The 19,662-nt window shown below is 43.4% G+C and carries 18 protein-coding genes; 7 read left to right on the top strand and 11 right to left on the bottom strand.

Annotation, left to right across the window (positions count from 1 at the left end; translation table 11 throughout):
• The first annotated feature begins 415 nt into the window (after nt 1–415).
• Nucleotides 416–2,257, top strand: a complete 1,842-nt coding sequence (locus TY16_RS11710; RefSeq protein ID WP_043932118.1) for a M6 family metalloprotease domain-containing protein — start codon at nt 416–418, stop codon at nt 2,255–2,257.
• A 141-nt stretch (nt 2,258–2,398) separates the two neighbouring features.
• Nucleotides 2,399–2,821, top strand: a complete 423-nt coding sequence (gene mntR, locus TY16_RS11705; RefSeq protein ID WP_043932117.1) for a transcriptional regulator MntR — start codon at nt 2,399–2,401, stop codon at nt 2,819–2,821.
• 52 nt (nt 2,822–2,873) lie between these two features.
• Here the strand turns inward: mntR and TY16_RS11700 are convergent, their stop codons facing one another.
• The 3 genes from TY16_RS11700 to TY16_RS11690 form a co-directional block, all read right to left on the bottom strand.
• Nucleotides 2,874–3,611 carry a thermonuclease family protein gene (locus TY16_RS11700; protein WP_052342694.1) on the bottom strand — a complete coding sequence of 246 codons (738 nt, stop codon included), beginning with the start codon at nt 3,609–3,611 and terminating at the stop codon, nt 2,874–2,876.
• Nucleotides 3,612–4,370: 759 nt separating this feature from the next.
• The gene (locus TY16_RS11695; RefSeq protein WP_043932116.1) at nt 4,371–5,579 is read right to left on the bottom strand and encodes an ATP-binding protein; all 1,209 of its coding nucleotides are present in this window, start codon (nt 5,577–5,579) and stop codon (nt 4,371–4,373) included.
• Between the two features lie 259 nt (nt 5,580–5,838).
• The gene (locus TY16_RS11690; RefSeq protein ID WP_043932115.1) at nt 5,839–6,330 is read right to left on the bottom strand and encodes a L,D-transpeptidase family protein; all 492 of its coding nucleotides are present in this window, start codon (nt 6,328–6,330) and stop codon (nt 5,839–5,841) included.
• A gap of 540 nt (nt 6,331–6,870) precedes the next feature.
• Between TY16_RS11690 and TY16_RS11685 the strand changes: the two genes are divergently transcribed.
• Entirely contained in the window at nt 6,871–7,833 is a 963-nt protein-coding gene (locus tag TY16_RS11685) for a MerR family transcriptional regulator (RefSeq protein WP_155922228.1), read from the top strand.
• Nucleotides 7,834–7,918: 85 nt separating this feature from the next.
• Nucleotides 7,919–8,443, top strand: coding sequence for a MerR family transcriptional regulator (locus TY16_RS11680; protein WP_043932114.1), 525 nt, complete (start codon nt 7,919–7,921; stop codon nt 8,441–8,443).
• 349 nt (nt 8,444–8,792) lie between these two features.
• Here the strand turns inward: TY16_RS11680 and TY16_RS11675 are convergent, their stop codons facing one another.
• The 3 genes from TY16_RS11675 to TY16_RS11665 form a co-directional block, all read right to left on the bottom strand.
• The gene (locus TY16_RS11675; protein ID WP_043932113.1) at nt 8,793–10,163 is read right to left on the bottom strand and encodes an aldehyde dehydrogenase; all 1,371 of its coding nucleotides are present in this window, start codon (nt 10,161–10,163) and stop codon (nt 8,793–8,795) included.
• 131 nt (nt 10,164–10,294) lie between these two features.
• Nucleotides 10,295–10,603 (bottom strand): hypothetical protein, encoded by a 309-nt coding sequence (locus tag TY16_RS11670; protein ID WP_043932112.1) that lies wholly within the window; start codon nt 10,601–10,603, stop codon nt 10,295–10,297.
• A gap of 21 nt (nt 10,604–10,624) precedes the next feature.
• Nucleotides 10,625–11,215 (bottom strand): molybdopterin-dependent oxidoreductase, encoded by a 591-nt coding sequence (locus TY16_RS11665; RefSeq protein ID WP_155922227.1) that lies wholly within the window; start codon nt 11,213–11,215, stop codon nt 10,625–10,627.
• 376 nt (nt 11,216–11,591) lie between these two features.
• Here TY16_RS11665 and TY16_RS11660 point away from each other — a divergent pair, with 376 nt between their 5' ends.
• Together TY16_RS11660 and TY16_RS11655 are read left to right on the top strand one after the other, a co-directional pair.
• The gene (locus TY16_RS11660; protein WP_043932110.1) at nt 11,592–12,611 is read left to right on the top strand and encodes an LLM class flavin-dependent oxidoreductase; all 1,020 of its coding nucleotides are present in this window, start codon (nt 11,592–11,594) and stop codon (nt 12,609–12,611) included.
• 204 nt (nt 12,612–12,815) lie between these two features.
• Nucleotides 12,816–13,484: a DUF975 family protein gene (locus tag TY16_RS11655; protein WP_043932109.1), complete on the top strand. Its 669-nt coding sequence runs from the start codon at nt 12,816–12,818 to the stop codon at nt 13,482–13,484.
• 40 nt (nt 13,485–13,524) lie between these two features.
• Here TY16_RS11655 and TY16_RS11650 read toward each other — a convergent pair whose 3' ends face one another.
• The 4 genes from TY16_RS11650 to TY16_RS11635 form a co-directional block, all read right to left on the bottom strand.
• On the bottom strand, nt 13,525–14,982 hold the full coding sequence (locus TY16_RS11650; RefSeq protein WP_043932108.1) for a DUF4153 domain-containing protein: 1,458 nt from the start codon (nt 14,980–14,982) through the stop codon (nt 13,525–13,527).
• Between the two features lie 60 nt (nt 14,983–15,042).
• Nucleotides 15,043–15,729, bottom strand: coding sequence for an HAAS signaling domain-containing protein (locus tag TY16_RS11645; RefSeq protein WP_155922226.1), 687 nt, complete (start codon nt 15,727–15,729; stop codon nt 15,043–15,045).
• A 167-nt stretch (nt 15,730–15,896) separates the two neighbouring features.
• The gene (locus TY16_RS11640; protein ID WP_043934672.1) at nt 15,897–16,229 is read right to left on the bottom strand and encodes a PadR family transcriptional regulator; all 333 of its coding nucleotides are present in this window, start codon (nt 16,227–16,229) and stop codon (nt 15,897–15,899) included.
• Between the two features lie 110 nt (nt 16,230–16,339).
• Entirely contained in the window at nt 16,340–16,786 is a 447-nt protein-coding gene (locus TY16_RS11635) for a VanZ family protein (RefSeq protein WP_043932107.1), read from the bottom strand.
• 495 nt (nt 16,787–17,281) lie between these two features.
• Here TY16_RS11635 and TY16_RS11630 point away from each other — a divergent pair, with 495 nt between their 5' ends.
• A complete protein-coding gene (locus TY16_RS11630; protein WP_043932106.1) occupies nt 17,282–18,376 on the top strand; it encodes a DUF4236 domain-containing protein in 1,095 nt (364 codons plus the stop codon).
• 226 nt (nt 18,377–18,602) lie between these two features.
• Here the strand turns inward: TY16_RS11630 and TY16_RS11625 are convergent, their stop codons facing one another.
• Complete coding sequence (locus tag TY16_RS11625; protein ID WP_043932105.1) at nt 18,603–19,442, bottom strand: STAS domain-containing protein; 840 nt, start codon at nt 19,440–19,442, stop codon at nt 18,603–18,605.
• Nucleotides 19,443–19,662 lie beyond the last annotated feature (220 nt).

Genomic DNA, 19,662 nt, shown 5'->3' with positions numbered 1-19,662 from the left:
CTTAAACTTTCAAAAACAACATAAATGTACCTGGTCATTATTGAAGTTTTTTGGAGGAAAAACCCTTCCCGTCCTGCACTGGTTCATGTGGGCTTATTTTGAAAGGAGCGGCAGATTGGTATCATTCTGTTTCGTTTGCCTAATAGAAGCGGTAGGTTGATATTAATGTTTCGGGAGACTAATAAACTTTTCGACTTATTTCGACAAACACTAATAGTTGATTGGGTTTATTGGCCCATCAACTAACTTAATAATTTCCAAAATTATTCTTTTTCAAGTGATAAATGTACTGTAAATTAGATGAAAATTCTTAAAAACGTGGAATATAGGAGTTCTGATACAGGAATATTGCCCTGTTGTTCGTTTGCGAATTATTCTGATATATTCGAAATATCAAAAATAAGGAGTGTTGCTCTTGTTAAAGGTATTATCAAAAGCGGGACTGGCCATTGTTTTAGCAGGCAGTATAGGTTTTACTGGTGTTCAGTCTCAGGAAGCCCCTACGGCAACAATGAAAACTACATATAACTTACCATTGGCCAATTATGTAAGTGCTACTCCCGAACTAGCAAACAAAGCAAAGGAATTGGGTGTTAACGTATCCAAAGCAGATCCTGCAGAGAAAATTGCCAATCAGAATGGCGCGAAATTTGAAGAACCTGCTGGCCTCCGGGTTACTCCAAAACCGGCAGTTGGCGATGTGCCAGTCCTTGTTATCCTGGCAAAGTTCAAAGAAGGTGACGAACCTAAAGGTGACCGTCCTGGACAAGTCCCAGCACATTACTACGAGGATCTAATTTTCGGAAATACGTATAATCCGTATGAGATTGAAGATTTCAAGAAATATGCTGAACATAACGGTGTCAAGGCTCCTACTGACAGCACCATGCAAAATATCTATAAAGAGTCCAGTTACGGCAAAGTAAACCTAGTTAAAAAAGAGAATACAGATTTGGTATGGGTTGAACTTCCTAAAGGTGCTTCCTATTACCTTGACCAGGAAGGCGAATATGCTGAAAACGGTAAATATGTTAATGGTAACGTCAACGGCGATGCTCATATGGGTGAATTTGTTTCAGACGTTTTTAAAGCCGCTGATGGTGTAGTTGATTTTTCCAAGTATGCAGTTAAAGGTACAGTAGATAACGTGTTTATCGTCCATGAAGGAACTGGCGCTGAGTACAGCCGCGACCCGGCACAGATTTGGTCTCATAAATGGAATGCCTTAAGTGCTAATTACTACGGCAAGTATTATGAAACAGGCTTCCCTTCTTCCGATGTCAACCGTGATGGTGTTGAAACAGATGAAGAATGGAATACCTGGTATGCTGAGTTTATCAATAACCATACTCTAGATGGAGTTTTGGTAAACAACTATAACGTTCAGCCTGAAATCGGCGGTAACGTTGCCGGCTTCAACTTAGCAACTGGCGGTTATGACGAAGCTTCCAAAACTGGTCCATTCCCTGGAACAGCAGGAGTATTCGCCCATGAATTTGGCCATGCGATAGGGTTGCCTGACTACTATGATACTGCTTATAATTCTGAAGGTGTAGGAAACTACTCGATGATGTCCGGCGGTTCCTGGATGCGCTATCCTAATGCTGCACAATATGCCGGAAATTCACCAACCCATTTTGACCCTTATTCAAAAATGTTAATGGGCTGGGCATCTCCGATTGTAGTAACACCAGAAGATGGGGTTAAAGAAATTACGCTCCAGCCTGTAAACAAAGCTGATGGAGACAAAGCGTTCGTTAAGATGGAAGTCCCAGGTTCAAAGGGATCTGAATACTTCCTATTTGAAAATGTTCAGCAGGATGGCTTTAACAAAGGGCTTATCCGTCAAGGCGAGGATGCTCATGGCCTTGTTGCATGGCATGTTGATGAAAATGTCCTTAAAACCTATCGGACTCCAAACAATGTTGCCAACTGGATGAATAAAAGATTCCAATACAATCAATTCAGAATGGTCGGGGACACCAAAATTACTCACTACGGCCTTTCGGTTGTCCAGGCTGATGGCAAGTACGACCTTGAAAAGTATGTAAATCGCGGTGATGCTGGTGACTTCTTTAAGACAGGTTCCAAACTGACTCCAGTTTCCGGCAATGTTCATACCGGTTCTTACTATTTCTGGCAGGGCCAAAGCGCTACTCCAGCAGACTCTGGAATCCATGTAACCGATATTAAAGAGAACGCAGACGGTTCAATTACTGCAAAGTTCTTCTATAACTCTAACAGTTCACAAAAATAGGAAGCTAACAGAACCGGGAAACCCTTCTAGGGATCCCGGTTTATTTTTTATCATAGAGAAAAAGCCCCCTGCCCTTTCCTTGTAACCAGCGGGCTTGTTTTATATAATTAGAAGCGAGAATGCCGGGAAAGTGGGAAAAAGATGCCAACACCTAGTATGGAAGATTACATAGAACAAATTTATCTGCTTATAGAGCAAAAAGGCTATGCACGGGTCTCGGATATTGCGGACAACCTGTCTGTCCAGCCTTCTTCTGTTACAAAAATGGTTCAAAAGCTTGATAAGGATAATTATCTTGTTTATGAAAAATACAGGGGCCTTGTCCTTACATCTAAAGGTAAAAAAATAGGAAAACGCCTTGTTGAAAGGCACGACCTCCTCGAACAATTTCTTGCTTTGATTGGGGTGGAAAACGACAACATCTATAAGGATGTTGAAGGAATAGAGCACCACCTCAGCTGGAACGCCATTGACCGAATTGGAGACCTTGTCCAACTCCTTCAGGATGACAGCTCCATTGTTAAAAGGCTGCGAGAATTACAAGAAAAAACCGATGATGAATGAGGAAAAAGTAAGCTGCGAAAAGGACAGCTTACTTTTTTTAAAAGAAATAAGATTAACGCTTTGCTTTTCGGTAGCCTGCTTCCTTTGCTTCTTTTTCCGTACAGAACCATTCTATCTTTTTTATATCACTGTTATAATAGGAACCTTCGGGAACGTGATAAATCATGGAATTCTTGTTGCCCTTTATTTTTCCTCTACAGGCTGCTTCCCCGCCTTCTATACCCGATTTATACCCTGACTGAGCAGCTTTGTCAGATTGAAAGCCTTCGTCTGTTGAGTAATTCTCTATGGACCAAATGCCCTTTTCCTTTTTCTTCGCTTCGTCCTGAATGTCATAAAAAACGTCAACATATTTAGTGTTCGGCGGGTATACGTATGCAACCCTTGCCAGTCCTTCTTCAAGCAGGCGTTCATTGAACATTTCTCCATCAACATAAATATAAGCGAGAAGCCTTCCGTATTTATCCCTACCATAGTTGATACCCGGCTCAATTTCTACTTTCCTTCCCGGGTATAGGATTTCTTTGGCAAAATCTGAAGCTTCCGGTCCAAAGGGCTGGACTCCCAGCCGAGGATGCTGAGTTTCAGGTGTATCAACCAGTAAAAGCCGGATTGTTTCTTCCTTCCCTCTCACCTTCACCGTAACCGTATCCCCGTCAATGTTTTTGACAATTTCCGCAGGCAGCAGGCCATTCTTGCTTTGATTCGAGTCAGTTAATGCTGTACAGCCTGTTAATAAAAAAGTTATTGAAAAGATAAGAACGAATTTCTTCATCCAATTTAAAAGCATTGGTTGTATCACCACATTTCTACTATCTTCACTTATTTTAACAAATGAATAGGAATGTGTCCTATTCGGCAATGAAACAGCTTTTTGTCAAAAAAGGTTTTCGTTAGGTGAGTATGGGTATCGAATAATACAACAGCAGCTATTGAGTGTCGAGCCAGCCAAGGGATGCACTTTTGTTCTTAAAACATAAAGGAGTGCTCTACCACATAACCCGACAGATATTTTCTTCGGAACGCTCATATTGTTCGCAGGATACAATGCATGCGATATGGACTTGACCGCTGGATAATTCCGTGGATACGTAAAAACCTTTTCAAAAATAAAATCAATGCTGAACATGTTGCATAAACATAAAGCACTTTGGCAATACTTTTAAAAACCCCGTTTTAAAATGCAAAGCCCAACTCCCCCGGGCTTTCTTTAGACGGGGTTTTTTTGCGCTAAATTAAAGGTCAAAGTGACTTTGTGTCCGACCAAGGTTAGCAAAAGGTAACTAAATAGAGGCTCTAGGTAACTTTGTGGTGCGGCCGAAGCTTGCGTAAGAAAAATAATCTAACTGACTTTAGTTCAAGCACCGCCTCATCCTCGTACATAAGTTAATCCACCACCCTCCTGGTATTTAAGGATGTTTACGTAACCAATCCTCAGGTATACCGCAAAAGCTTCTTATAAAAAATAGCTGCCCCAGGAAGCCATTCTTAATGACTTTTCGGACAGCCTTTTGGCGAAAAAATAAGTGATCTCCTATTTTTAAAGGACTTACTGCAGCGATGGCAATAAAATGACAATGGAAGTCCCTTCTCCTACATGACTCGAAATGATGAGTTTGCCGTTATGGCCTTCAATGATTTTGAAACAGGTCATCAGGCCAAGGCCTGTTCCTTTTTCCTTTGTTGTATAAAAAGGTTCACCAAGGGTTTCCATGCGTTCCTCGGGTATGCCGACTCCTTCATCAGTTATTTTTACCATGATTTCACCGTCTTTGACATTACGTGAACTAATATGGATTTTTCCTCCATCGGGCATGGCCTCAATGGAATTTTTAAGCAGGTTAATAAAGACCTGTTTCAACTGATTTTCTTCACAAATAATAGTGGGCATCTTAGGTTCGAAGTCGGTAACAATCTCAACATTGTTTAGGATTGACTGGGTGTTGATCAGTGTTACGACATCATTGAGAACTCCAGTAATTTCTTTTTCCTTGAAAACAACCGCAGAAGGCTTTGCCAAGACAAGGAACTCGCTGACAATAGTATTGATTCGTTCGAGCTCCGATAAAACAATGTCATAGTATTCTTTTTTATCATTATCGGCCTTGAATAGTTGAACGAAGCCTTTAATAGAGGTTAGTGGATTTCGTATCTCGTGGGCAATTCCTGCAGCCATTTGGCCTAGTAATGCAAGCTTATCCGATTTTTGAAGCAGCCTTTCTGTTTCTTCCCTGCGGTTCGTAATATCCTTGCCAATTGTCAGAAGGCACTTTTTACCCCCATAAGAAATACACATTGTCGATACTTCAAAAAAAATAGGAACGCCATCAACACGAAAAATTTTATGCTCCAGATTTGGAAGCGCTTTCCCCTTGGACTTTGCGATACGCATTCTTTCAATTGTTCTCTCATAATATTCAGGATCGATAAATTCAAAGATGTCGTGACCTAAAAGTTCATCCCTATCCTTTGCGTGCATCATAGTAACTGCTGCATCATTTACATAAAGGATTTCATTATTATGGTGAATAATGACTGACTCAGGCAGCGAATCAATTAAAGACCGGTAGCTCTGTTCATTTTCACGGGATACTTTTATGTAATAACGGTAGCTGTCATATTGCCAGCCAACCACCAAAGCCAATAAGACTGGCAGAACTGTTTCAAATGTAAGAGCCTTTTCTCCGTAATATATAAATTCAATAATTAAATAAATTAGAGATAAAGCCAAAAGTGTCACTTGACCTGTTATTTTCATGGGACACCCCGTCTGCTTGAAGTATATTGTCTGTAATTCGACATTTCCAGCTTTATTCCTGCAAACTTTGATATCTTTCTTCGTTTTTTAATAAAAGTGGGGAATTGTTGATTAAATTGTTAGTAGTTTGTTGTCGGCAGAAATACTTTACGGTGTTCCGTATAGGTTTTGTAGTGCTGATGCTTTTCTCATTACCCATTTTTTGCTGATAAAAAAGTTTTTTATAGAAAACAGGCAGCCGCTGCTGCCTGTTTTGAAGTCAATTATGAATTACGACGCGAGTTCCATTAGGAACCTTGGCGGCAAGCTCCAGCACATCGCGATTATACATTCTGATACATCCCCTGGAAACTGCCTTGCCTATCGAGGAGGGATTATTCGTGCCATGTATGCCATACCCCGCCCTGGATAAGGAAAGCCACATTACACCGTACGGGCCACCTGGATTCGGTTCTCGATTAACTATGACATATTCTCCGAGCGGGGTAGTTGTAAGCATCTTTCCCACTGCAATCGGATAAGTTTTTTCTACCCGGCCGTTTCTAAATAACGTAAGCTTCCTGCCTTTCACCGATACATCTATTCTATACGGAATCGTGGCCGGATTAGGCAATCCAGGAACTGTAATCCTTTGCCCAACTTGAATCCTCTCCCCGATACCCGGGTTTGCCCTCATTAACCGTGAGAGGCTTACCCTGTAATTCACTGCGATGATGGCAAGCGTTTCGCCTTTTTTAACTATATGAATCATTGGACTCACGCCTTTTTCACAGCATATTCTCGATAGGCTGGCCTGTTGCCTGGTAATTTAAATGCTTGATTCTTTCCAATGGGTTCACTAGGATTCGTACCATTCATTCTTTCTGCACCGAAATCTTCACTGTTCCAAAACTTAGGATCAAAGCATCCCTTCAAATCTCAATGGCAATTGTTTAAAGCCTTGTTTCACCAAATGATTCAAACTTCAGCCCGCTTCCTCCTTCCTTCGAATCTTTAATTGGATGCTAGCTTTCTCTCTTTTTAGCAGATTTTTCCCAGGATACTAAACAGATATCGACACGTCCACCCTATTCTCCTAAAGCCGGCTAATCATTCTCCCTCATTCGCCCCTTTGCCTGGAAAATTCAGCCGGTAAACTATCGTAAATTGTTTTTATTCAACGTAAAACCACTAGTTTTGATAGCTTTTGTCATGGTGCAGGAAAAAGCTCCCTCCGCGGCAAAAACATAGATAGTACCGTTAGAAAAAAACTCCAATGCAGAAATTTTCTGAGCAGAAAGGATGCATCCAAATGAAAGACGGACAAGTAATGAAAGCTTATACGATTCAGGAAGTATCAAAAATGATTAGTGTTCCACAGGGGACAATTCGTCAGTGGGAACGGGATTTTAGCGGCCTTGTGGTAATACCGCGCACCAGGCAGGGATCTCGTTTTTATACAGATACGGAAATTGCGCTCCTAGTGAAAATCAAGCAAATGCGCGAAAAAAATTTAGGGAAAGAAATGATTAGAGAGCTTATCCAGCAACACTTCCGGCAAAGCTCGGAGGCTGCTTCCGAATCTATCGGAACCACTGTGAAAGTAGTCAAGGAAATGAAGCCAGTGCCAGTGAAACAGGAAGTGGCTGTACCTTCCGAAGCCCCTTTAGTGCCTGCTTTTGATTCCGAAGCCTTTTTCGCCGCAATGGAAGCATATAAACAGGATTTTCTCGCTGGCGTCCGAGAGGAAATCCGGACAACAATGAAAAAGGAAGTGATTGAAGAGGTTAAAAAGGAAGTTTCGAAAGGTTCGTTTCACACTGTAAAATCCCTGTCAGATTCAATTTATAAGTCCGGAGAACGAACTCTAGCTGAAGTAGCCGAACTCACCGAGGTAGTTTCGAAGTCTTCAGAACAAGCCTCCGAAACTGCACGCTTCCTTTCAAGCAGCATTTCGAACGTTTCAAAAAGCACCTCCGAACAAATTTCTTCCTTGAACAAGAGGATGGCCCAGTCTTCCGAACGTTCATCAAAGGAATTGAAAGCCTTGATAAAATCGATGTCCGATTCAAATGTAGTGACTGAGAATGTGGTTGAAAGCTTTAACGATACGCTTATTAAGGACCGCGAATTTTACATGGAAACTCTGCATATGGAGCGAATGATCCATAGCCAGGAAATGGACCGCCGTGAAGAGCTGCTGCAAGAAATCGTCACAAGCTTCCGCGATGCAGCCGCAGCCAAAGAGAAAAAATGGTGGAAATTTTGGGGGTGATCGCCAAGCAGCCTCTATTCCTTGACTAAAGGTAGTAAAACAAGAGGATTGCCCGCTATGGAAAAATTATTTAGGGGGAATTGAAATGAATTCAAGCGAAGTTGCCAAACATCTAGGAGTGTCGACAAGCACAGTACAGCGCTGGGTTAAACAGCTGAATTTGCCTATGGAACGAAATGAGCGCGGCCATTACACTTTCAAGGAAGCCGATCTCCCTCTCCTGGAGGAAATCCGGGACAAGATCCAGAGTGGCGCATTACTCCAGGATATTGCACCATTTAAAGACCCAAGCCCGCGCAAAGGAACTGTAAAAGCAGTAGAGATCCACCCGGATGTTGAGGAATTGCTAATGAAATTTAATGACATGGAACGCCGCCTTGACGGGAAAGCGGACTCGGTAACCTCCTATCAGCTTCTCCAGCACCGCCGGGAAATAGAGGAATTACAAAAAACAGTTGCAGAGCTTGCCGCAACCATTACCACTCTTCAAAGCCAGGCTCAGACTAAAAAGGATTCTTCAATAAAAGATGCACCTCTCGTATTTGATACAGGCGTGCCGGTTAAAAGAAAAAAGAAGCGGAATTTTTTCACACTGTTTTTTGGATTTTAGAAGCAAAAGCGGAAGCGCCTTGACCAGCGCCGTATGGACTGCAGGGCCTCGAAGGAGATAAAGTGAAACTTCCATCAGCGTTCTTTGCTGATGGTTAGTTGAACGAATCGGACCTTTAGGCTCAGTTGTCTCCCATGGAGACTTACTGAGCCTTAAGTGTGGGATAAAGGAAACACGATGAGCGAATGCGAATCGATGTTGACTTATCGTAACGAGGGGACCGAAGTACGCTAGGCGCTAGGCGCTGTAGCTAGACGGAACAAAAGCGGAAGCGCGGTTAATCCACTGTTGAGAACTCTTTAGCTTCCTAAACAGCAAAAACACCTGGGTGCACTTGCACCCAGGCTATCTATTTTAAGAACATCTTTATTTTCTTCAGGCCGTCCTTTGTATTCTGGTAACGGAAAGGCAAATCGAATTTGGTGGACTGCTTCATGATACTCTTTTCATGTGAAAATACATCAAAACTTCCTTTTCCGTGATAGGCGCCCATCCCACTCTCCCCTACTCCGCCAAATGGAAGGTATGGAGATGCCAAATGCATGACTGTATCATTGACACAGCCGCCGCCGAAAGAGATTTTACCAAGAATGTCTTCCTGGAAATTTTTACTTTCGGAAAAAACATACAGAGCCAGCGGTTTAGGTCGGGCAGTTACTTCTTCTACAACCTCTGATACATCATCGAACACCAAAACCGGCAGAATTGGCCCGAATATTTCATCCTGCATAACCGGTGACTCCCAACTCACGCCTTCAAGTACAGTCGGTTCAACTGACAGTTTTTCCGGATTTGTCTGTCCTCCGAATACAATTTCCCCATCTTGTAAAAACGCAGCAAGCCTGTCAAAATGCCGTTTGCTTACAACTCTTGTAAAAGTACCGCTTTCATGCGGAGATACTCCATAAATTTCGGTGACAGCGTCTTTTAAAAGATTTAAGAACTCGCCTTTTACTGACTTATGGATATACAAATAATCCGGTGCTACGCATGTCTGGCCTGCATTAATGAATTTCCCCCAGGCAATCCGCTTGGCGGCAAGCTTCAGATTCGCATCGCTGTGCACGATGCATGGACTTTTCCCACCAAGCTCCAAAGTGACCGGTGTAAGATTTTTTGCAGCTGCTTCCATAATGATCCGGCCAACCGGAACGCTTCCGGTAAAAAAGATGTAGTCGACCTTTGCTTTCAATAAACCCTGGCTTGCCTCGACGCCACCTTCTACAACGGCTATATATTCTTCAGGAAAAGCATTTTTTACCACTTCTCCCAAAAGCGTTGATGTGGCTGGAGTAAGCTCTGAAGGTTTTAAAATGGCACAATTTCCAGCAGCTATTGATCCAATTAATGGGGCGAAAGCTAACTGAAACGGATAATTCCAAGGAGAGATTATCAAGGAAACCCCATAGGGCTCCGGATAGATATAGCTTTTCGAGCCAGCTAGAACCATGGTTCCTTTCACTTTCCGAGGCTTGGCCCATTTCCCTACATTTTTTTCAGTAAACTTAAGCTCACTTAGGACAATACCCACTTCTGTTAAATACGATTCAAATTCACTCTTATTTAAATCCTGTTTGAGTGCCTCAAGAAACCTTTTTTCATTTTCCTGAATAATTTGTCTCAGCTTTACCAATGCCTGCTTTCGGAATCCGACATCCTTCGTTTTTCCCGTTGCAAAAAAAACTCTTTGTTTTTGTACAAGTGCTTCATAAGTGTTCATAGTTTTCCCCTATTCAGTAATTGGTCTAGTTCGAAGTCAGGTTCCGAATCGTTCGGAACCTGCCAAGGGCAAGCTTTTCATTGCAGGTAACCGGATGCCAGTTATGATTCTTTACCATATGCTAGATTGCCCTAACCTGATTTCGAGGAATTCGGAGCCAACAATTGGCCAAGCAACTCGGTTTCGAAGATTTCGGAATCATATGCTAGCTTGGCATAACTGGGTTTCGAGCAATTCGGAATCAACAATTGGCCCCGCAACTTGGTTCCGAAGAATTCAGAATCATTTGCTTGGATGTCATAACCTGGTTCCGAGAAATTCGGAACCAAAAATTTGGCCTCGTAACTAGGTTCCGAGGAATTCGGAATCATTGCTAGCTTGTCATAATCTGGTTTCAAGAGATTCGGAACCAACAATTTAGCCGCGTAATTCGGTTTCATAGCTGTCCGGAGCTCTTATTATCAGCGATAACGTTCCTCTTTGAATGGATTGGCAGACATGGAGTAACCGAGCTGTTCCCAAAATCCAGCTTCGTCTTCTTTTAAAAATTCAATTCCTGTTGCCCATTTTGTCCCTTTCCAAAGATAAAAGGTTGCAGGTGGAATAAATCTCAGAGGATACCCATGTTTCGGATCGACGTCCTGCCAGCCATGATGCTCATCCTTCCAGCGATAAACGAAAAGTGAATCATCCCCCATCAGTGGGGCAAGCGGCAAATTCGCAGAATAACCTTCCGGATCGCCGTCTAAATAACCATATATTTTTATGTACTTTGCATCTTCCTTTACTTTCACTAGCTTTAAGAGATCCCTAAGGGAAACTCCTTCAAATGTAGTTGCGAACTTCGACCAGGTTGTTACACAATGCATATCAATCGTCGAGGTGGTTTTTGGCAGCTCCATCACCTGTTTGTAGGTAAGAGTCTGTTGTTGTTCAACCTCTCCAAAAAGGCGGAACCGCCAAGTTTCTTCATTAAATTTGTATACTTCGCCTTGATGGAGGATCGCCCATTTTCCTGTTTCAAATTGGCCTGGTGGCAATACGTTGGTCAAGTTGCTCATCCTTCCTCTGCTTTTTTCTCCATATTATTGATTCAAGGACGAAGTTGCAAGAAACTGGTATCGGATTACTCGTTGAACAATTTATTTTCAAAAGGGGAACTTCTAAATATGATAGCTTCAAGTGCAGTTCAGAATTCGGCTATATACTTGACTAGTGAATCTTTCGAGTATCACTAGAGAAAAATAACTATGAAACCCCACCTAATAGTTATAAAGAATTGCACCGTATCGTAGTACCTTTTAAATATCCCTCTAAGACCTGTTCCGGTGCCCGCAAAACCAGGTATAATTAAGTCAATCTATTTTGAGAACACGTGTTAAATTGATACAATCCGAGTGAAGAAGTCTTTAGAAAGAAGTGATTGATGTGTCTATAGATAAAAAAAGTGTCCGTTACTCGGTTCTGGATTTGTCCCCGGTAACACAGGGAAGCACACCGGCGGAGTCGTTGAAAAACACAGTTGACCTTGCACAGCATGCCGAAAAGTGGGGCTATCATCGCTTTTGGCTTGCCGAGCACCACAATATGCCGGGGATTGCGAGTTCAGCGACTGCAGTCGTTATCGGGCAAGTGGCCGCCCATACGGCTTCTATCCGTGTTGGGTCCGGTGGGATTATGTTGCCGAACCACTCCCCGCTTGTTATCGCTGAGCAATTCGGGACATTGGAATCGCTTTTTCCAGGCAGAATTGACTTAGGTCTTGGACGGGCCCCCGGTACCGACCAGCTAACCGCTTCGGCACTGAGACGTGACTGGCGAACAGGTGCTGAAGATTTCCCGAATCAGGTAGAGGAACTGCGGGCTTATTTTGATCCTTCGAGGCGGGAAGGCGTCATCCATGTTCGTGCCATCCCGGGTGAAGGGCTGAATGTACCAGTCTGGCTGCTCGGTTCAAGCGGCTTCAGTGCCGAACTTGCAGGAAAGCTGGGCCTGCCTTTTGCATTTGCAAGCCATTTTGCACCGGAAAATACTCTTGCCGCTTTGAATATTTACCGGCAATCTTTCCGGCCATCAGACGTACTGGATGAGCCATACGCAATGGTGGGCGTAAATATTATCGCCTCTGATACAGAGGAAAAGGCAAACTGGCTGGCTACTTCGATGCAGCAGCAATTCCTTCAGCTAATAAGAAACCGCCCTGGCAAGCTTCAGCCGCCTGTGGAAAGTTTGAAACACCTGGCGAGTGATTACGAACTGCTGCTGCTTGAGGGCCGCACCAATTCTACCTTTACAGGAACTAAGGAAATCGTTAAAACCCGTTTGCAGGAATTCCTTGAAGAAACCTCAGCGGATGAGGTCATCATCAACGCACAAATCTTTGACCACGACGAGCGCCTTAAATCATTCGAGTATGCTGCCATGATCATGAAGGAATTGAATGACTAGCACTTGCATCCTCCCAAACTTCTTGGGAGGATGATTTATTTACTAAAAATGCTGCTTCCACTCATCCCAAAGCCTGGGTTCCAAATCATTTTTTAATAAGCTTCACATTTAACAACCACCTGTTTTTTCCATAAATTTTATAGAGGTAGACCCGGAACTTTTGATATATACTTTACAAAGAGAAAAAGTTAGGGGGAATCGAGTTTGATAATTAAAGAGATTAAGAGGGATGCGCTTGCTGCCCTGAAAGGCAGATGGGGAACGGCGATTGTACTGTCCATCATTACATTTGGACTGTTTAATTTTATTCCTATGTTTATTGAAATTTTGGGAAGTGGTGGTTTTGAGGCGTGGTACAATGCCGATGTGCCGTCCGCCGAAGCGTCTACTTTATCCTGGATTGCAACAATAGCTCTTAGCCCAATTCTTTACAGCTACTACTGGGCATTTCTTGACATACGGAGAGGCAACCCTGTCAGTATTGGAAGTTTGTTCAGCACAGTTTCAAAGGCCGGCATCTATTTTAAAACATTGGGCCTGTACTTGCTGACGCTTATCTATACTTTCCTTTGGATGCTTCTTTTGATTGTGCCGGGAATTATAAAAGGAATCGCATATTCCCAGGCTTATTTCATTCTGAAGGACAACCCGGATATGGTCGTCAACGATGCGATTACTGAAAGCCGTAAGCTGATGGACGGCTACAAAGGCAAGTATTTCTTGATGACGCTTAGCTTTTTAGGCTGGGCTTTCCTGTCAGTTTTGACTCTCGGAATTGGTTTTATCTGGCTTGTTCCATACTTTACTGCAACAATGGCTTCTTTTTATCAGAGCCTTATCCAACATCGCCATGAGTCAACTATGAGCATATAAAACAAAACGGCCTCCTTTTCGGGAGGCCGTTAGTATTTAATCACTTTAAATCGAGCTCCATGAGTTTTTCCCTGGCGCGTTCACGGGTAAGGTTATACGCCTGCCAGTGCTCCTCCCTCGTTTCGGCTTCAGCCAAATGATTCTTCAATTCTTCCTTTAGACCTGGGAGATTTGGTTGAATCTTATACAAATCGATTAGCGTCAGAAGCCCCGTATCCGACATATAACCAAGGTAGGCAACATCAATTTTCCCCGTTTGTTCAAATCGTTCAAGGTTCCGATCAGCTACAATCCTGTCAATGCCAATGACATTCAGGACAGTATAATACACAAGTGCGGCGATGAAATAAAAATGAATCAGCGACAGACGGTTAAGCCAAACTTTCAAAAGCGTGTAGGCGAAAATGATAAGCAGGAATACCATGAAGGAATGCACGAGCACCCTTAAAATCGTAAACCCGTACGCCTCCTCGTACATCATCATCCTCATGAATGCTGATGCGAGAATGACGCCGGATGAAAGAACCAGTACAGAAAGGCCCAACTGAATTGCCTTCCACAGCCCCCCTTCTCTTTTTTTCAAAATAGAAAGGAAGGTTACGGTTGCCGTTAAATTGATTAGCGATACGAAAACTAATTCAAAGAAGCCCCGTCGCGCATATTCAGCATAAGTGTAGCCTTCTCCAAGCGTTCCACTGAAGAAATAAGTAAACTGCACGCCGACAAACAGCATATAGACCGCGTCCAACAGCAACAAGACCGTGAGTATAATGACTGGGTCGAACCCCCAGGCCTGTTCGCCGATTTGGATTGTTTTAATTTCCGCTCTATTTTTCAAATGAACTTGCATAAAACCAAAGAATGAGAACGTAAAGATTAAGATGGCGATGATACGGAAGAGTATTTCGCCATCAAAGCTGAACCAGTCGGGAACGGTTGTGATTATGCGTTCGAACTGGCTGTCGGCGGAAATGAGCAGGTTTAAGACCACAAATAATACCGGGATGGAAATTCCGATTCCAATCAGTATTTTTGTTGCCACAGCGGTATTCTTTCCCTTCGCCCTGTGCTGAGCTATCCGGCCAAGCAGGCGGGCAAATCCAACATTATAGGCGATGCTATCAAAGAGCCGCTTAATGATATGGATTAGGAATGCGGGTTTTGCCCAGTCGGCCTGTTTTGGCCCGGTTATGAGTGAAATATGGAAAACTACCAGTGCCGGGATTGCCAGCAGATTTAAGGCGTAAAAAACGTCTATATCGTATAGGAAATAGCTGGCCGAAAGAATCCAGATTGCACCGAGCACGAGCCAGCCGAGGCGTTGATTCCGGAATGGGAAGCCTCTGAATCTCCAGAAAAACAAACTGTAAAATGCACCAATAAAAATGAAATGCGATATCCCAAGCTGGGACCATAAGAACGCTTCCTCTGCTAGAATTCCCAGTCCCAGGCAAAGCAACAAAAACAGCCAATCCTCTTTCCTCATTCGTAGTTGCATGTTTATCATCCTCCCTTTTCTATCTATATAGAAATTCTAGGTAGTTGTGCAAAAAAAAGCTCATACAGAGGCGCGTTTACCCCAGTAGTAGCCTAGTATTGAAACCGGGTAAAGCAGGGCTGTAAAGGCGATGCAAGCTGTAATGAATTGATTCGTCAACAGCGGTTCAAACCATTCATGCGGGATAATTCCAAACACCGTCAGCACCATCATCGTCAGGTTCGGTATCAATGCCAACAGGAAGGTTTTCCGGACAAGTCTCTTCCCTTTATGACCGAAGCTGCGGCCGATTTCATAACCAAGCAGCGCCCAAAAAAACATGTATACGAATGAAATAACAACTGGGATTGAAGTGAGATACCCCCAGATCGTTCGAAGCCAGCCCCATTCAAACAGGTTGTGGGCTGCTGTTAACATTGCGCCTCCGATGAATAAGAGTACATTCAGGAGCACAAACAGCCATTTCATTTTGCTTGGAGTGACGGTTACCTCGTCTCTCCACATCTCCGCAATTTCTTCGGGTGATCCCAGTCTCGAATAAATGGCTTCTTTCACTTTGGCCTCAGCGGTGTCCATCATCTCAATAAGCATGTCATCAAGGTGGCTTTCATAGTCGGCGAGGATAGCATCCTTTTCTGGTATGGTACCAAGCCGGTGCGACAGTTCAGACAAAAAATCCTTCTTAAGACGCGCCAAATATGTATCATTTTGTTCACGGACACTTCTGTCATCCTTTAACCGTTCCATTCGTCCGTCTCCTGAAAATAAGTCATTTTATCTTACCTATAGGGGAATGCCAACAATGCAGCCATTGTCCCCCTAAAGGTACGATATGTGAATTAAAAATTTCTTCGAATCACTTGGGCATCGCGGGACAATCCCCAGCGTGGGAGCCCCACTGTTGAAAGTTTATCTTAGTCTTCTGCAGTTCCAATCATCTTGTTCATGACTTTGACAAAGCTTTGCCATTCACGGGTCTTTTCTAGCAGCAATTCGCGGCCGGCTTCAGTGATCCGGTAATATTTACGGGCTGGCCCCTTTTCCTGCTCCTGCCAATAGAATTCGATATATTCCTGCTTTTCAAGCTTATGGAGAGCCGGATAAAGAGTGCCTTCTTTAACGGTAAAGCCATTCCCGCTCCGCGCCTCGAGTTCCTTTACCAGCTCATACCCGTACATATCCCGGTCATCCAGCAGCTGAAGCAAAAGCAAAGACGTACTTCCCTTTACAAGCTCACGATTAAACATCATCATCACCTACCTAGGTTTATTAGGTATATAGATACTCTACAACTAATGAAAACAAAAGTAAAGCATTTATTAGTTTTTTAATGGATTCGTTTTTAGGGGTCAGACCCTTACCCCCCGGGGGTAAGGGTCTGACCCCTTTTTCGGCGGAAAAGCATTTTTGCGATCAGACATCCGAGGATGCCGCCAAGCGTGTTAAGGATTAGGTCGTCTACGTCAAAGGCTCCGACGCGGAAGGTAAATTGTGCGAGTTCTGCGAGCATGGACAGGCTGAATGATAGAGCTGCGACCCGAAGCGTGTCGACCCATTTTTCAAAAAGAAGTGTGATAAAAATCCCTAAAGGGACAAATGCTAGGATGTTTCCGGCAAACTGGTCGGTGGCGGACATGCCATGATAGTTGCTGAAGTATCTCCCGATTGTTGTAAATGGAATAAGGTTATAGTCGATTATGCCCCTGACTCCATTCCGGTAAGAGGAGAAAAACAGCAAATAAAATAATACAGCTAGGTATGCAAAAAGTGCTATGTAAATGAGTTTCCTATAGAATGTCTTCATGCTCTGCCCCCTTTGTTCATTGTAAATGATTTAGGTGAATGTGATAATAGTTTTAATAGATTTATCGCTTTGAGCGTTTTTTGCGTTCAATCAAGAAAAAAAGGAGTTCAGTCTATCGGTAACATTTCACCCGCAACCTGGGATGAAACGTGTCCATTGAATCACATTGGACGCGTTTTGTGGTGCAACCTGGGATGAAACGTGTCCATTGAATCACATTGGTCACGTTTTGATGTGCAGCTTGGGCTGAAACGTATCCAATGAACGGTATTGGAGACATTTTGAGGTGAATTTTAGGTTGAAACATGTTCAATAAACTCTATTGGGGACATTTTGAGTCGTAACCTGGGATGAAACGTATCCAATAGACTAAGTCATTTCGACCGGAACAAATTTAGTAATGAAAGAATACATGCTTCGTATTATTTCTGGTAAGAAAGTACATAGTGGAATTATTTAATTTTGTAGTTAACACTTTTTGAAAGGATGGGAATCATGGCTTTGCGGTTTCGGAAGAGCTTTAAGATTGCGCCTGGTGTACGGATGACGGTTGGTAAAAAAGGGGTTGGGGTCAGTGTTGGCGGGAAAGGCCTTCGCTATTCGGTGCATAGCAGCGGCCGCAGGACATCAACAATTGGAATTCCGGGAAGCGGACTATCATATTCAACGACCAGTGGAGGAAAGCAGTATAAATCGGATGCTTACCGTAGGCGGAGTGAGCTCGCTAAAATGGAACGCCAACAGCGTAAACTGGAAGAACTAGATTTTGCCCGTTATCAGGTTGACCTTTATGAAAACAAGCTGTTGCTGTTGAAATCAATTCACCATGAAAGTGATGATCATATTGATTGGGAGGAAGTGTCCAGGAGAGAGCCTCCATTTCAAAAAGGCGCGGTTGGCCCGAATGAGTTTGAAGCTGCCAGGATTCTCGGCAATTTCCAGCCTGGCTTTTTCGATAGGCTGTTTGGCCGTGCTGAAAAGAAACGAGCCGTGCTTGCTGCTAACGTCGATTCTGCCAGGGAACAGGATGAGGAACTATACCATGATTGGGCGAGGATGAATACGGTCGCAAAGCGGATGCTGCAGGGTGACATTGATGCGTACTTTGAGGTAATTGATGACTTTGCGCCGCTTGATGATCTTGTTGAATTTGGTAGCGGATTTGAATTTGGGACAGACAGCCCTGAGGAGATTCATGTTTCATTTGATGTGAATGCCGAAAAAGTCATCCCTGACAAGCAGCTTTCACTAACAAAGACTGGAAAACTTTCTCAAAAACAAATGACGAAAACAATGTTTTTTGATCTCTGTCAGGATTATGTTTGCAGCTGCGCGCTGAGAATCGCCCGCGACATGTTCGCCCTGCTGCCTGTCAAGTATGTATATGTGCATGCATATGAAGAGCAGCTAAATCCAGCAACCGGCCACAAGGAAAGACTGTTGATTTTGTCTGTCCGCTATGACCGGGGCATGGCTGAGAGACTTAACTTTGAAATGCTAGATCCTTCTGATGCGCTCGTTAACTTCCCCCATCATATGAAATTTAAGAAAACCAAGGGATTTGAAGAAATCGAGCCGGTTGATTATTAACTGGCGAATCTAGAACTTCAGAAGACTAAAAATGCGAAAAAGCAGCCACTTTTACCAAAATGTAAAGTGGCTGCTTTTGCGTTAGGGAACGGATATTAGAATTGAAAATACGGGTTCGGTTCCTCATTTACAATTGATCGTGTGCCGGCTCCTGCCCTCGCCTGAGACCTTCATTCTCTTTAGGACGGACGTTAAACGATGCCCAGCCGTTCAAGAAAATTTCCGCTTAATATGTTTTAATCGTATCCAAAGCCTGGGAAAGTGACGGCAGAATGGCGACTCCGTCAAAGTTCAAGCCAAGCTGTACGGCTGTCTGGGCGATTTCCGGACGGATTCCGGACAGTGTCGATTTAACTCCAATCAGGCGTAACGCCTTAATCAGGCCGAATAGTTCATTCGCGACCATCGTATCGATGATGGCTACACCGGAGAGGTCGATGCATAGCGTCGAGACTCCCTGTTCCGCACATTGAGCAAGTGTATTTTCAAGAATGATTTTTGCGCGAGCCGTGTCAATGTCACCAATAAGCGGCAGCAGCGCGGAATCTCCCTGAAGCTTGATGACCGGTGAGCTAAGCTCATTGATTAATTCATTTTGCGAACGGAGCCGGATCATTGTGTTAGTATGATAAGCTTCAACAAAAGAAGAAATCGACAGGTTGAAAATTTCGATTGTCTTCTCATACCATGCACCGGCCTGCTCAAGGCTAACATTGCGTTCGTTCTCAGTGATGAATTTACTTATGTATTTCAACGCAACCTTCTGGGAATTCATGAATTCCCTAACTACATAGTGCATAGGTGTATCAAGATGCTTCGAATCCTTGGCGATCTCCACAGACCATCTTTTGAACTCTCCTTGAATATATGTATCGTCTTCGATAAATGCCTTGTAAAAATGAAGGAAGTAATCCTGGTTTTGCCTTTTTAGTTCGGCGATTATTTCTGGATTTTTGGTTGAGTAGACAGATGAAGGGTCTTGATCGTTTACGAGGGAGTACCAATCCTCGGAGAGCTGCCATGTCTGTTTCATAAAAAAATCATACAATTCCTGGTTCAAATTCATATGCGTTCCCCCACTTGTTTCCATTTCGTTTATCCCACTCTACCGGGCAGTAAGACCCCACTTCAAATTTTAGAGGGTACGAGGAATTTTAGTGGGAATCTACTGCCCATAATAGGTCCGATTGTGTCTTTGGCATTAGCCCTTAATCGGTCGTAGTGCGCTAACCATAAGTTGGGGAAAACAACCCCACTGATGGAAGGTTCATTTTATTTTATCTGAA

Source organism: Bacillus sp. EB01 (assembly GCF_000613125.1).
Taxonomy (GTDB): Bacteria; Bacillota; Bacilli; order Bacillales; family Cytobacillaceae; genus Bacillus_D.
This window is presented reverse-complemented; position numbering and strand designations above follow the sequence as displayed.

Excerpts from the sequence above, each read along its gene's own strand:
- mntR (WP_043932117.1), top strand. The coding sequence starts at position 2,399 with ATGCCAACACCTAGTATGGAAGATTACATAGAACAAATTTATCTGCTT.
- TY16_RS11700 (WP_052342694.1), bottom strand. The coding sequence starts at position 3,611 with ATGCTTTTAAATTGGATGAAGAAATTCGTTCTTATCTTTTCAATAACT.
- TY16_RS11695 (WP_043932116.1), bottom strand. The coding sequence starts at position 5,579 with ATGAAAATAACAGGTCAAGTGACACTTTTGGCTTTATCTCTAATTTAT.
- TY16_RS11690 (WP_043932115.1), bottom strand. The coding sequence starts at position 6,330 with ATGATTCATATAGTTAAAAAAGGCGAAACGCTTGCCATCATCGCAGTG.
- TY16_RS11685 (WP_155922228.1), top strand. The coding sequence starts at position 6,871 with ATGAAAGACGGACAAGTAATGAAAGCTTATACGATTCAGGAAGTATCA.
- TY16_RS11680 (WP_043932114.1), top strand. The coding sequence starts at position 7,919 with ATGAATTCAAGCGAAGTTGCCAAACATCTAGGAGTGTCGACAAGCACA.
- TY16_RS11675 (WP_043932113.1), bottom strand. The coding sequence starts at position 10,163 with ATGAACACTTATGAAGCACTTGTACAAAAACAAAGAGTTTTTTTTGCA.
- TY16_RS11670 (WP_043932112.1), bottom strand. The coding sequence starts at position 10,603 with ATGAAACCGAATTACGCGGCTAAATTGTTGGTTCCGAATCTCTTGAAA.
- TY16_RS11650 (WP_043932108.1), bottom strand. The coding sequence starts at position 14,982 with ATGCAACTACGAATGAGGAAAGAGGATTGGCTGTTTTTGTTGCTTTGC.
- TY16_RS11645 (WP_155922226.1), bottom strand. The coding sequence starts at position 15,729 with ATGGAACGGTTAAAGGATGACAGAAGTGTCCGTGAACAAAATGATACA.
- TY16_RS11640 (WP_043934672.1), bottom strand. The coding sequence starts at position 16,229 with ATGTTTAATCGTGAGCTTGTAAAGGGAAGTACGTCTTTGCTTTTGCTT.
- TY16_RS11635 (WP_043932107.1), bottom strand. The coding sequence starts at position 16,786 with ATGAAGACATTCTATAGGAAACTCATTTACATAGCACTTTTTGCATAC.
- TY16_RS11630 (WP_043932106.1), top strand. The coding sequence starts at position 17,282 with ATGGCTTTGCGGTTTCGGAAGAGCTTTAAGATTGCGCCTGGTGTACGG.
- TY16_RS11625 (WP_043932105.1), bottom strand. The coding sequence starts at position 19,442 with ATGAATTTGAACCAGGAATTGTATGATTTTTTTATGAAACAGACATGG.